This is a genomic window from Leptospira neocaledonica (assembly GCF_002812205.1).
Lineage (GTDB): Bacteria > Spirochaetota > Leptospiria > Leptospirales > Leptospiraceae > Leptospira_B > Leptospira_B neocaledonica.
Genome location: NZ_NPEA01000002.1, coordinates 51,055 through 63,918, shown reverse-complemented (window position 1 = coordinate 63,918; position 12,864 = coordinate 51,055). Strand labels below are relative to the sequence as shown.

The following is a 12,864-nucleotide window of genomic DNA, read 5'->3' as shown; positions in this document are numbered from 1 at the left end:
TATAATTTTCCATGATAGGCCTCAATAAGAATCCGAACCAGGGGTTTCCCTTAGTATATTGTCTGCAGGATAAGAAACAGTATATTCGAACTGGACTGCTTTGCGAGAGTTCGCGCCTATTTCAAATTCGTATGTAAGAATTCCATCCTCGGTTTTGGATTTAGGAGTATCTGCGCCCGACGACCATTCCACCTTTACGCTATCGTCGTTTGTATAAGGTATACGATCGATCAAACGAACGGGAACCGATCTACGTTTATTGTTTTTAATGGAGATAGTCACTCTATAACGGATATTTTTTTTGCGAGAGATGATCCCGGACTTATCATCCAATTTTTCTTGCTTTCTCTCCACCTTGATATCTCGATCAGGTCCAAGTTCCATTTTGATCTCTTGCCCTGGCTTTAAAGTGGAAACTGTAGTCGTTCCCAGAAGATTTTCTCCGGAATAAATTTCAAGAGGACCGGCAAGCAAAGGTTCTCTTTCTGTATTCGAAGAAACTACATTCAGAAAAACTCCATCATTGGTGAGCGGAGAAGTTTCATAACCAGGACGAACTGTGATATTTCTTTTTCGAAGAAAAACTCGGTTTAAGGTTCGATCGGAAGGAATTTTTTCTCTAGACTGAGCGATATATCTGAAATCAAATCCTTCGGAAGAAATTCCTGGAGCAATCAACTGATTGGAATATTTTTTATCCGAACTCAATTGAGAAGATCTGTTCAGAAGATTTTGTACTTCGTTTTCGAGTTCTCTTAATTCTTTTCTAGAACTTTCTCTTAATCCTGAAAATCTACGGAGTGCTTCTTTTCCGTATCGAATGGATTCTTCGTAAGATCCTTGGTCGAAAGAATATTTTTGGTTCGCAAGTTCTCCTTGGAGTCGATTCATATTCTCTTCTACACGAATTGAATTGGATCTATCCTTATAGTTTCCTTCGATCAATGCGCGAGACTGCATCAAAGGACTATCATTCTTTTCCTGATAATAAACATCGTCTACCCTCTCTTCCGCCTTACTTCTTTGAGAAATCTTAGGCGCTGGGGCTTTTTTTTTGGATTCCTTCTTGTTTTGGATCATAGCACCTGCATTTGCAGAAGGTTTAGAAGGAGCGTCATACTCCTTGTCAGCAGGAGAATAATCCTCATCTCCGGAATACACCGCAACTTCCTTGGAAGCGATTCTGTATTCTCTATATTCAGGTAAATCTATGTCTTGGTTCGGATTTGCTGTGGAAAATTCCAATCGAACGTTTTTCCAATCTTCTCCCGTTTCGTTCCGGACTAATGCATGCCAACCTAATTCGGCCTCTTGTCCATTCGCATTCAGTTCCAAAGTATAACGAGGATACCAATTCGCACCTCGGATCAGGTATTTATATTCGAAAGGAAAAATATTTGCAGAATCGGATTCCACATCTAATCGGATCTCTTTTCTGCGAAGAGTGTCGCCTTCTGCAAGATGTGCGAGCTTAGTCGTTACTATATAAAATTCTTCTCGGATACGATCTAATTCTTCTAGCTTTGCTAATCGAAGTTTTGTATTATCTTCTGCCAACTCTGCGTACGTTTTTCGGAAAGAAGCAAAATTTTCAGAGTCGATCCTCTCCACTACCCCGTCTTGATCTCTAATAGTAGGTTTGATGGATTTGATAGAAGCTTCCCAATCCAAAAGATCTTGGACCTCTCTCGACTTTGTGCTTAAAGCCAAGAGTAAACCCTCTTTCCTTTTCTCTAACTCCTCTGCCTCTTGTGATTTTTTTCTTCTAGAAGCTTTTTCTGAGACTCGTATCCCTTTAATCTTAAATTTTTTATTCGGATCCGTAAATGTGACAATCACACTCTTGTCCAAGGAAGCAATCGGCACTTCTCCCAATAATATTTCTGAAACTCCTGCAGGAAGTTTGACCTCGGATTGTCTTGTGACGTAAACTAAGTCGGAATATAATAGAACAGAATCTATCTTAGCGTAAGAAACGGAGACAGGGGACTTGGAAGCCTTCTCCTCTTCCGTGATAGCTGTAGGCGTATCACTTGCAGAAGGGTCAGATTCTTGGGCGTAAAAATTAGTCCCTAACAAAATCAAAAAGGAAGCTGCAAGAACCGAGGAAGAAAAGCGGGAAATCATAGGTTCTAAGTGGATACTTGCCGAAACATAGTTCGTCAATTTATTTTCAGAACCACAAAAAAAGCGCCTTCGTTGAAAAGGCGCTTTTAACTCTAAAAACTAGCTCAAAAAACCGAAACTAAACTGTTTTAGGCGTATATCCTTTGATGCTGAAAAATCTTTTTTGAGAAACCAAAAAGCCTCCCAGCACAAAGAATGAGATTAATGCAACCTGCTTCATAAGCTCAGGAAGATATTGCAAAGTTTCGATCGGAAGAACTGCGGTTAATTTCTCCACATGAGTGAAATCGAAAGGATACACATAAGTCAATCCTGCAATCGAAGCCAATCGGATTAGCTCGGAAACGATCCCTGAAGTTTTTAATTCAAAGATCGCACCTATATTCCAAAGAGTCCAAAGCACATAAAAACCTAAAACGCACATCTCAAAAAGAGGTAATTCTTTTTTAAACTCTAGATAGACCATAGAAGCACCAAGCCCGAAAAAGAACTGAGTGATAGAATAAGCTAACAATGTATACGGAATATGTGTATTAAATTTTTGGTAAGTAGATCGATCGATCTCAGGTGGAACTACCGATTCTCCCAGATCTTTCGGTTTCCAACCCGGAGGTTTAAACCAAACTAAAAATTTATCCTTCCAGCTTTTAGTTTTCCAAGAAAGATGAAATAACTCTTCGAAATAATGGAACTGTGTCCAAACAGGACTCCATGTCTGCATAGGTTTTACGATTCCGAAGATAGGTTCTTCTTCTTCCTCTTTATAGGATCCGAACATTCTATCCCAGATTGCAAATGTTCCCGCGTAATTTTTATCTATATACTTAGGATCTCTTCCATGATGCACTCTATGTTGTGAAGGAGTATTGAATATCCACTCGAAAAATCCCAACTTGGGAATTGCTCTGGTATGAAGCCAGAACTGGTACGCAAAATTAATCTGAATACAAAGAAGGAACATGATAGGAGGGAATCCCATCACTGCCAAAGGAAGATAAAAAGGAAGGGAGAATGTATTTTGAGTGACCCCTTGCCTTAAGGCCACTGTAAAATTATAATCTTCGCTTTGATGATGGGCCACATGAGAAGCCCAGAAGATATTAATCTCATGCCCGAACCTATGATACCAATAATAAAAGAAGTCTGCGAGGATGAAACAAAACACCCAGCCTATCCAAGAATCATTGGAAATATTCAATACTCCAAATTTTGCATAAACCCAAGAATACACTGCCATCAATCCGAGAGTGATAAACACAGTGAAGATCTGCATAAAGATCCCAGCCGAAAGATTATTAATAGAATCCTTAAAACGATAAAAGGGTTTGTTGCCGAACGCAGAATAAAGTAGTTCTACGACTACCAATACGAAAAAAACGGGAGTAATCAGTTCAATTATATTCTTTTCCATCTCTATTACCGAGTTTCGACTATCTCTGTAGCGATCATTCGGTCAAGAAAAAGAACCGAGGCGGTTTTCGAATTCCGCCTCAGATGGAGCTATTAGATAACAGATGTTATTTCATTTTCCCCGAAAAGGGAAGAAGATCAGAAGAATAAGCTTACGGAGAAGGTTACGGACCAGATATATCCGCCGTAATTGTAGCTCGGATTCCTTTCTGTAGGGAAAGTTTTATTGATCTCCACACTTTTTAACTGTTGGTTCGTGATAGCCAAATCGAATATCACAGGATTTTTCAATCTGTCTTTCAAGAACGCAAAGTTTCTTCCGTTGAATATATAGGAAACCCCGAGGGAATAGATCATACGATCATTATCCATCCAGTTATTTTCACCTGAATAATGAGGAACAGGAGAAGGTCTTTTTCCAATACCACCTCTAAACTTCAGGAAAGGACGGAAAGCATACTCTGCCCCCATGCGAACGTTGGTAGTATCATTAAAATTTAAAGGCTCTGAATATTTTTCCTTAATTCTAGAAAGTTTGTACAAACTCCAGATTTCCCTATTCACATCCACGTTTAGTAAAAGTTTTTCGGTAGGTCTGAATCCAATACCATAAGACCAAACTCTTGGGTTGTACTGATCTAACAAAGCTAGGTCGAAATCTAATTGGATCCCCAAAAGAGTTGTCTGAGCACGAGCAGGAATCGGATCCGCAGACAGATAGGTTTCTCTTTTATACGAAACCCCGGCGCTCCATTTCCCGTAAGTAAATTGGAGTCCATAAGTCGGATTGATGATCGGTTTTAAAGTTAAAACTACTTGTGAGTTTGCTTGTACCGGATCTGGAGAGATCGGAACGTCTTTTAATAAGATCGCACCGGAACCTCCTGCAAGAGCGGTGATACCAACCCCTGCAAACAAACGGTCCTTCCAAAGTTCCACACCGACACCGGCCATGATAGTCGGACGTTCATTACTTTTTCCTGATTGAAGGTATCTAGGAACAGTAGGGTTCTGATCGTTTACCACCATCAGGTTTCCCGAAGCAGGAACGATAGCATTCAATCCGAAACGAATAGTTCTACCTATATCGAAAATTTCGTTCAGGTTCATCGTAAAACCCAAACCAACATAACTATCGTCAGGGTTTTTAGTGTTCTCGTTCTTAGGAGCGTTATTCTTTAAGGTTGGGTTTGCATAGGTTCCTAAAAATGAAACTTCATGATACGGACGGTTCGGGCGAAGGAGAGGCTGGTAAGTGAACATCCCCTTTCCCATATTCGCAAAACCATCTCTGAAATTAAACCAAGCTTTTTTGTACCACGGACCAGGAGCTCCGCCTTCTGAAAGTTGAGGTTCGGTGTTCAGTAAAGGACCTTCTTGAGGAATTGGATTCCCATTTGCGTCCTTAGGAACTTCTCCGTTAGCCGCTGCTTCTTTATCTTTTTCTTTCTGTTCCCATTGAGCGATGAACAAATCTGCTTCGTTCATCCTTCCCAATCCGGCAACGTTATAGAAAACTGCAGATGAGTTGTTAACCGTAGCGGTAACTGCTCCCGCCATCCCGGCTGCACCCGCGTGGGCACCATAAATATCCCCGTAACTACCGGCAGTCAGCTCGGATGTGCCGACCCCTAATATCCCCAATACTGCGAGGATAATCCTCGACCCGGAGATAATTTTTTGATTAGAAACTCTGTTTCGCATTGTCCCTTCCTGCTTTGAACCAATTCCATAATTTACCCTATCCCATCTAGAATTGGCTGATCTCTTTATTACACATCAGTTATTTTTTAAAAATTTTCCGTATCTTAGCGGAAAGCCTAAAATTGTCCACTAAAATCAAAAAAAGAGCCTTTAGGCGTTTTTGCCTATAAAATACTAAAAATAGTCAATATTAGAAGATATATATCGATTATTGTAAAAGAATGAACGCTACATATATTTTTAGGTTTTACAAAACGGCCGAAAACTGAGTTCAGGAGCTTGAAACAGGCTTAGCGGAGCGAGTCTTTTCAAAATATATGGAAATAATGTCAGCATAACGTAAATATCCCAAATATTTTCCATTCTCTTCCACGGGAATCTTGTCCATTCCCATATCCAAGAGAGTTTTGAAAGCAGTTGCCAGATTTGTTCGAGCAGAAATCGGAAGAATGGATGTATCGGTCACATCTTTCACGAGGATCAGGTTTTGAGTCAGGTCCCTTCCTTCCAAAAATAAGCGGCTTGTACGTAAGGAAATCATTCCGAAGTAGTTTCCATTCTCTTCCAAAACGATATAGTCGCTGGCATTGATTTTTAATGCCTCTTCTTCTAATTGAGAAAGTAAAACGGAAGTTTTGACCTCCGCTATATTTCTAAGCCTAAATTTGATATCTTCTATTCGTATTCCTTCCAACAAATCTCGGTTCATGTCCCAGTCGTGAGCTGGAGATTGGAAGCGAGTGTTCTTTTGGCTTTTATACAAATTCAATTTATGAGAAAGAACAAAAGTGATAATGGAAACAATCATCAAAGGGGGAAGAAGAGAATAACTTCCGATAATCTCGCAGATCATCACCATTCCTGCGATCGGAGCACTAGCAATCCCCGCATAAAAGGCTCCCATTCCCACAAGTACGAATGAGGCAACCGGAACCTGGTAACCCAAAACTAATTTTGCAAATGTACCGAGCGCTCCCCCTAACATTCCACCAATAAATAAAGAAGGGCCGAACATTCCTGCAGATCCTCCACTTCCGATCGTAAATGAAGTGGTGATAATTTTTAAGAACGCGAGAAGTAAAAAAAAGAATATGATCTGCAGATCCTGGTTCAAATAAGAACTGTAATTAGGGAATTGGAAACTACCTTCTAATACATCTTGTAAAACACCTGCTCCAGTTCCTAGTACTTCCGGTAAAAAATAGCCGATAATTCCTACAGGAATTCCGCCTAACGCAGGTTTGAGCCATGTGGGGAATTTCCAAGATTTAGACCATTCTTGAACGAATTGAAATACCTTAATTAAAAAGGCCCCGTTCAAATAACATAAGATCCCTAAAAACAAATAAAAGCCGAGTTCCTTGTATTCTATAAATCCGATCTCAGGAACCTTATACACGGAACCGAACCCGTTAAAGGAAGAATATACTAAGAATGCGGTAACGGAAGAAATAATACAAGGTACCAATGTATCACTTTCTATATCTTCTCTATATACCATCTCTACGGAGGTCAATGCTCCTCCTAAAGGTGCGTGAAATATGGCACCTAATCCTCCTGCAGTTCCAGCTAGTAATAAAGTGCGTCTTGCTCTTGCACCTGCCTTAGTTAAATTTGCCACCAAGGAACCGAACCCTGCACCGATCAAAGAGATAGGGCCTTCTTTTCCTCCGCTTCCACCGGAAGATAATGTGAAGATGGTTGCGATCGACTTAATTAGCGGAATTTTCGGGTCTACCTTACCTTCTTTATTATGGAAAGAATCTATTAATGAATCCGTCCCAGTGCCTGCAGAATCGGGAGAAAATTTCCAGATAATCCAACCCGAAATTAGACCTCCTAGAATAGGAAGTATCAGAAGCGCCCATCTTCCTAAATAAATAGATACGATCGGCTCCAGAGAAACGTAATATTCTCCACCGGAATGTGTATTATGTAAGCCTGATATTGATTCTAAAGAGATATACTCTGCCCAAGCAAGCGTTCTAGAAAAAAGAAGCGCGCCCAGACCGGAAACGATCCCTGTCAGAACACAATACAGGTATAAGGACCTTCTTCCTTTAATCGTAAAATAAGTTGAAACCGGTCTTTGTCGGAATTCCGCTAAAACTTTTCCGAACATAAAAGATCCTTAAAATGATTTGGAAACCGAAATCTCCATGATCCGATTATGAGTATAGGTATCCTGCCAGCCGCCGATCATTCTATACAATCTAGGAAGGATCAATAAACCGATAAATACTGGAGCGCCCGGAGAATCCAAAACATTTCCGGAAGCAGTGGGCTTTAAGAAATAAGACTCCAAGGCACTGTTCTTTTCCATTGTAGTAGTCGCATAATAGTAACCGATACCTGCGAGTAAAAGATCCGCTACAATATAACCGAACATACCTTTTAATCTATCTGAACCAGCATAGACGGGAGATTTGTAAGAGTTATAAAAAACGGAAGCAGCAGGTTGGACCAATGCAAGAGATTCACTCCAAAAATAACTCTTACGATAAGGTTGAAATTTTGCGTCTTCCGAAACATCCGGGGAATTATAGATTCCGAGTCCTCCGGTTAATTCTTTTTTATTCAGCTCTTCTTGTAGAAAATTCCTAAAAACTTTTTCCGCACCTTTTTTAGAAGACTCGATTCGAATCAAACTCATCTTCTCTCTTTTTGCAAGTCCCAAGACAAGTACATCTATTTGCAAAGGTGAATACCATTTAGAAACATATCTGAACGCAAAACCTTTTGTGTTTTGGTCGGATAATACTCTATCGTAAGTTAATCTATTCAATGCAGAAAGAAGTCTTAGATCATTCTCTCCAGGATCACCTTCTATCTCAAAAACTTCTCCAGCATAAATAGAGGAGAAGGCGGACAAAAAGAAAAATACCAATAAGGTCTTTAAGATTTTATGTTGAAAACTTTTTTGCATGTTCATTAAGAGATCCGATCCCCAAGCAGAAATCCGGCTAAAAGCATGGATGCATTATAAGTGATATGCGCGGTCACAGGCACCCATATATTACCGGTTTTTAAATAAGAAATTCCGAAAGAAAATCCCACAAAGATGAGGAGGAGCGGAGCCACATAAGATCCCCCATTAAAATGAACCACTCCGAAAATAAACGAGGTGATAATAAGCCCAATTGATCCTAAATTTTTTTCCTCAAAGTATTTCAGCAAAAATCCTCGGAAGAAAAATTCTTCAAAAATCCCTGCTCCGAATGCAATGGCGAGCAAGGTCCATCCTAACAATTTCCAATTTAAGAAAAGATTCTTAGTAAGTATGATTTCCAAATAATTGGACTGAGGTTTGCCTATAATAAAAAAGATTAAACTGCTAGCCACATTCACAAAGCAGAATGTAGCAAATCCGGTCGCGACTCCTGCCAGTATATCCCTTCCGTTTGCAGAATCCGTGAACTCTGCAGTTTCTATCTTAGCAATCTTTCGAATAAAAAAGTAAGAAGGGATCAGAAAGCATAATCCCCAGATGATCCTGTCCAAGGACAATAACCATGGACGTTTAGTAACTACGTATTCTGTATATTCTCTAACTGCTTTTTCTGCCGAGGCGGGTTCGTTCCATACCACTTCGGAAGGCACCGTATTTACGACTTCTTTTGCTTTAGCGAAGTTTTGTTTAGGAACTTTTAGAGATAAGGTACTTTCCACTTGGAATCTGGTAACCTTCATATAGGAATACATACCGATGAACAGTACGAAAACCTGGATCAGACCCATAAGCAGAACATCTCTACCAGGCGCGAGTTTTTGATCTTCCTTTTCTAAATCCATTCCAAAGGGCCCTTCCAATCATTTATGGGGGATTTTTTGCGTCATTGTTTTTTTATAATCTGCCGACTAGAGAAAAGATATGCCTTCCTTCCAAAGACATCTCATTTTATTATCCGCATTCATCCTAATCTCTCTAAACGAGGTCCACGCGGTATACGATCGTCTCCCTTTAAAAAGTTTAGAATATTCGGATACAAAGATCATTCGAGTCAGAGAAGAAATAAAATATAATCTTCAAATTTCCGTTTCCAATTTGGATCAAAAAGATCTGGTCCATTTAAGATTCCTAGTCTACAAGGTAGGACCCAAAGATACTTTTTTTAAGATCATGGCCAGAACCGGAATGGACCTAGACACACTTTCCTCGGTAAACGAATTAGCATCTCCCCAAGACATCTATCCTGGGATGGAACTTTTGATTCCAAATATGAGAGGTGTTTACGATTCGGAAGAACACTCTTCCGACGAATCGGGGCGCAAAAAAGTCGCAGCCCGTTTTCGGATCTCTCCAAAGTTCTTATACTATGATGACCTCAGAAAATCCTGGTTCGTTCCAGGAAGAGGATTACCTAAAGAAGAGAAAAACTTTTTTTACGGATTAGTATTCTCCGATCCATTAGCTGAAGAAGGAAGAGTCAGTTCCAAATTTGGAAGAAGAAAGGACCCTTTTACCAAAAAGGATACTTTTCACGGTGGGATCGATCTTGCCGCGGAAGAAGGAACACCGGTATATGCTTCCGCAGACGGAGAAGTTTCCTTCTCCGGAACAAGAGGAGGTTACGGAAGCCTCATCGTTCTAAAACACGGATTGGGTTATGAAACCAAGTACGGACATTTAAGCAAATTATTGGTCTCTCCAGGTACAAAGGTTAAAAAAGGACAATTGATCGGAGAAGTCGGAATGAGCGGAAGAGCCACCGGATTTCATTTACATTTTGAAGTATTAAGAAATAGTTTGAGACAAAGGCCCATATTTAAGGGTCATGTCTGATGTTTCGCAGATCTCTTTCTAATCCAGCTATCAGGATTCTGATTCCTTCCGTTTTCCTATTTCTAATTTTTGGGATCTTTATTTTATTCGGCTGGACCAAAACCGATCCTATCGACTACCAACCGGACGACATTATTCGCCAAGAAGAAAGAGATATATTATTTATTTCTAATGTAGTAAACGAAAAATCCCCTATAGAAAAACCTTTCGGTCTTGCAGTCGATTCTAAAGGAGCGATATATACCGGTTCTTCCGATGGAAATATCTACAAAATCAAAACTGATGGGCAAACGGAATTATTCGCAAAAACTTCCGGACGAGCATTAGGAATTGTATTCGACGGTAAGGAAAATTTAGTCGCTTGCGTTTCAGGATTAGGACTTGCATTTTATGATTCCAAAGGAAATGAGAATGTACTCCTCCGAGAAGATTCGGAAGGAAATCCATTAACCAATTTATACGGTTTGGACATTGGCTCCGATGGAACTGTTTATTTTACTGAAGTGAGCAGAAAGTTTTCTTACGATGATTCCTATTTAGAAGAATTTGAATCCAAACCAAATGGAAGAATTCTTGCTTATAATCCCAGAAACCAAGAAGTAGAAACGATTTTAGAAGACCTATACCACCCTACCGGAGTCAGCCTATCTTCGTCAGAAGATTTTTTGGTCTTTGGAGAAAAGTATAGACATCGTGTTTCTCGCTTTTGGTTAAAAGGGAAGAAGGCAGGCAAGGATCAGTTCTTTATCACACATCTTCCGGGAAGTCCTGCCCTGATCAGCTCTGACTCTCAGAAAAATTTTTGGATCGCCTTATCTTCTCCAAGACATATCGCAATCGATAAAATACAAAATTTTCCTATTGTTAAGAAGATGATCGCTGCTCTTCCTTTCTTTTTCAAACCTATAGAAGGCGAATTGGCTTATATTCTTTCTATGAATGAAGAAGGAGACGTTAGTCTTTCTTTAATGGACAATACTTCGGATAAATTGGGGTCGATCACTTCCGCATTACAGTACGGATCCGGAGTTTTACTTGCGGGATTTTCTTCCCAAAAAATTTGGAAGTGGAAGTTCGAAACTCTAGAGATGTTTTTTTAAACAAAAAAGCGCCCCAATTGGAGCGCTTTTGACAAAGTCAAATTTACATTGCTCCTAGCAGTTCCCTGAACTTATCCAAGGAATATCGAGCAGCAAAATCTCCGAATCTTTCATTCGGATTTCCTTCTTTCTTCCAAACTTCGAATGCTTTCTCTAATTGGACAGGAATGTCTGCGAATGGAACCTTCTTAGCAACATAGTCGCCTACTTTGGTTCCTTCTGGATTTCCTCCGAAGAATAATGAATATTTTCCTCCGGCTTGCTGGCCTACTATTCCTATTTCCGCAGAATAAGGTCTTGCACATCCATTCGGACATCCGGTCATTCTCACGATCGGAGCTCTATCGTTCAGATCCAATTTATCGATCACTTTTTGGATAGATTCCAATAATTGAGGAAAAGTCCTTTCCGATTCGGTCAATGCCAAACCGCAAGTAGGAAGCGCAGGACATGCAAGCGCACGATCATACAAAGGTTTAGGAGAAGCAGGATTAATATTATATTCTTTTAATTTAGATTCTAACTTCTCTTTATCCTCTTTTTTGATCCCCATTAGAACCAAATCCTGATCCGCTGTTACCTGCACGTTCAATTTGAAAGTAGAGATGATATCTTTCAAAGCTGTCTTTAGAGGTTTCTCAGGGAAGTCTTTAATCCTTCCGGAAAGAGTATGGAATCCTAATGCAAGAGTTCCGTCCGCTCTTTCTGTCCAACCAAGATAGTTTGGAGTTTCCCATTTAGGAAGTTTACGATCGATATCGAATTTTACACCGGACCTACGTTCCACTTCGGAACGGAACCATTCTACACCCTTATCTGCTAAAACATATTTCAGACGGGCATGTTTACGATTTGTACGATCACCGAAATCCCTATGAGAAGTTACGATACCTTCCGCTACGGAGATCAGATCTTGTTCCGGAATCCATCCGAGCAAGTCAGCGGCCCTAGGATAAGTCTCAGGCTTATTGTGAGTCATTCCTAATCCCCCACCCGCGAAAGCGAAATAACCGTCTATTTTGCCATTCGCATCTAATGTAGCTGCGAAACCCATATCGTTCGTATAAAGATCGACTGAATTATTCCCCGCGAGAGTAACTGCTATCTTAAACTTTCTAGGAAGATAAGTGGTTCCATAAATCGGATCCGGTTCATCCTCTTTATTGATTTGGCTCTCACCTAACCATAGTTCCGCGTACGCGTTACTCTTATATTTAAAATGATCTGATAATAATTGAGCAATCGGATCTAATTGGCTGAGCTCTTTGTTTCCCCAAGGATTTAAAGCTTGAGTTACGTTACGCACAACGTCACCGCAAGCTCCCATAGTAGAAAGATTTACCTTATGAACTGCTTGCATGATCGGCTTCAGATCTTTAAGAAGGATTGTGTGCATTTGGATGGACTGCCTAGTAGTTAAACGTAATGCACCGCCACCGAATTTATCAGCCAGATCGTCCCAAACCATGTATTGGTCAGAAGTAAGTCTTCCACCTGGAATCCTTCCTCGGATCATAAAAGAGGTTGGGTTCTCTATAAATTCTCCGGCATCATCCTTTCTACGGTCCCTGTCCTTTTGTTGGTACATTCCGTGAAATTTGATCAATTGTTTATCGTCATCCTCGAAACCATCTGCACCTGTTTCGATAGCAGTACCGATCTTTCCTCTTAGTCCCCTAGAGGCGGTTTTAATATGCTCGACTTCGCTAAGTTCTTTTTGTTCTGACATCGATCGTATTC

General features: G+C 40.2%; 9 protein-coding genes. 2 read left to right on the top strand and 7 right to left on the bottom strand.

What is annotated here, in order from left to right; all coding sequences use genetic code 11:
* Positions 1-21 precede the first annotated feature (21 nt).
* The 6 genes from CH365_RS02685 to CH365_RS02660 all read right to left on the bottom strand — a co-directional run bounded on the left by CH365_RS02685 (position 22) and on the right by CH365_RS02660 (position 9,033).
* On the bottom strand, positions 22-2,127 hold the full coding sequence (locus CH365_RS02685; protein ID WP_100767075.1) for a mucoidy inhibitor MuiA family protein: 2,106 nt from the start codon (positions 2,125-2,127) through the stop codon (positions 22-24).
* Positions 2,128-2,245: 118 nt separating this feature from the next.
* A complete protein-coding gene (locus CH365_RS02680) occupies positions 2,246-3,538 on the bottom strand; it encodes a sterol desaturase family protein (protein ID WP_100767074.1) in 1,293 nt (430 codons plus the stop codon).
* Between the two features lie 137 nt (positions 3,539-3,675).
* The gene (locus tag CH365_RS02675) at positions 3,676-5,241 is read right to left on the bottom strand and encodes an OmpP1/FadL family transporter (protein WP_100767073.1); all 1,566 of its coding nucleotides are present in this window, start codon (positions 5,239-5,241) and stop codon (positions 3,676-3,678) included.
* Positions 5,242-5,512: 271 nt separating this feature from the next.
* Positions 5,513-7,363 (bottom strand): chloride channel protein, encoded by a 1,851-nt coding sequence (locus CH365_RS02670; RefSeq protein WP_100767072.1) that lies wholly within the window; start codon positions 7,361-7,363, stop codon positions 5,513-5,515.
* Between the two features lie 9 nt (positions 7,364-7,372).
* Positions 7,373-8,173 (bottom strand): hypothetical protein, encoded by an 801-nt coding sequence (locus CH365_RS02665; protein WP_100767071.1) that lies wholly within the window; start codon positions 8,171-8,173, stop codon positions 7,373-7,375.
* Positions 8,173-9,033 carry a CPBP family intramembrane glutamic endopeptidase gene (locus CH365_RS02660; protein WP_100767070.1) on the bottom strand — a complete coding sequence of 287 codons (861 nt, stop codon included), beginning with the start codon at positions 9,031-9,033 and terminating at the stop codon, positions 8,173-8,175. Before CH365_RS02660 ends, CH365_RS02665 begins: the two co-directional genes overlap by 1 nt.
* Before the next feature lie 79 nt (positions 9,034-9,112).
* Between CH365_RS02660 and CH365_RS02655 the strand changes: the two genes are divergently transcribed.
* Positions 9,113-10,024, top strand: coding sequence for a peptidoglycan DD-metalloendopeptidase family protein (locus tag CH365_RS02655; protein ID WP_100767069.1), 912 nt, complete (start codon positions 9,113-9,115; stop codon positions 10,022-10,024).
* Positions 10,024-11,124, top strand: a complete 1,101-nt coding sequence (locus CH365_RS02650) for an SMP-30/gluconolactonase/LRE family protein (protein ID WP_100767068.1) — start codon at positions 10,024-10,026, stop codon at positions 11,122-11,124. Before CH365_RS02655 ends, CH365_RS02650 begins: the two co-directional genes overlap by 1 nt.
* A gap of 43 nt (positions 11,125-11,167) precedes the next feature.
* Here CH365_RS02650 and CH365_RS02645 read toward each other — a convergent pair whose 3' ends face one another.
* Positions 11,168-12,853, bottom strand: coding sequence for an NADPH-dependent assimilatory sulfite reductase hemoprotein subunit (locus tag CH365_RS02645; protein WP_100767067.1), 1,686 nt, complete (start codon positions 12,851-12,853; stop codon positions 11,168-11,170).
* Between the last annotated feature and the right edge of the window lie 11 nt (positions 12,854-12,864).

Excerpts from the sequence above, each read along its gene's own strand:
- CH365_RS02685 (WP_100767075.1), bottom strand. The coding sequence starts at position 2,127 with ATGATTTCCCGCTTTTCTTCCTCGGTTCTTGCAGCTTCCTTTTTGATT.
- CH365_RS02680 (WP_100767074.1), bottom strand. The coding sequence starts at position 3,538 with ATGGAAAAGAATATAATTGAACTGATTACTCCCGTTTTTTTCGTATTG.
- CH365_RS02675 (WP_100767073.1), bottom strand. The coding sequence starts at position 5,241 with ATGCGAAACAGAGTTTCTAATCAAAAAATTATCTCCGGGTCGAGGATT.
- CH365_RS02670 (WP_100767072.1), bottom strand. The coding sequence starts at position 7,363 with ATGTTCGGAAAAGTTTTAGCGGAATTCCGACAAAGACCGGTTTCAACT.
- CH365_RS02665 (WP_100767071.1), bottom strand. The coding sequence starts at position 8,173 with ATGAACATGCAAAAAAGTTTTCAACATAAAATCTTAAAGACCTTATTG.
- CH365_RS02660 (WP_100767070.1), bottom strand. The coding sequence starts at position 9,033 with ATGGATTTAGAAAAGGAAGATCAAAAACTCGCGCCTGGTAGAGATGTT.
- CH365_RS02655 (WP_100767069.1), top strand. The coding sequence starts at position 9,113 with ATGCCTTCCTTCCAAAGACATCTCATTTTATTATCCGCATTCATCCTA.
- CH365_RS02650 (WP_100767068.1), top strand. The coding sequence starts at position 10,024 with ATGTTTCGCAGATCTCTTTCTAATCCAGCTATCAGGATTCTGATTCCT.
- CH365_RS02645 (WP_100767067.1), bottom strand. The coding sequence starts at position 12,853 with ATGTCAGAACAAAAAGAACTTAGCGAAGTCGAGCATATTAAAACCGCC.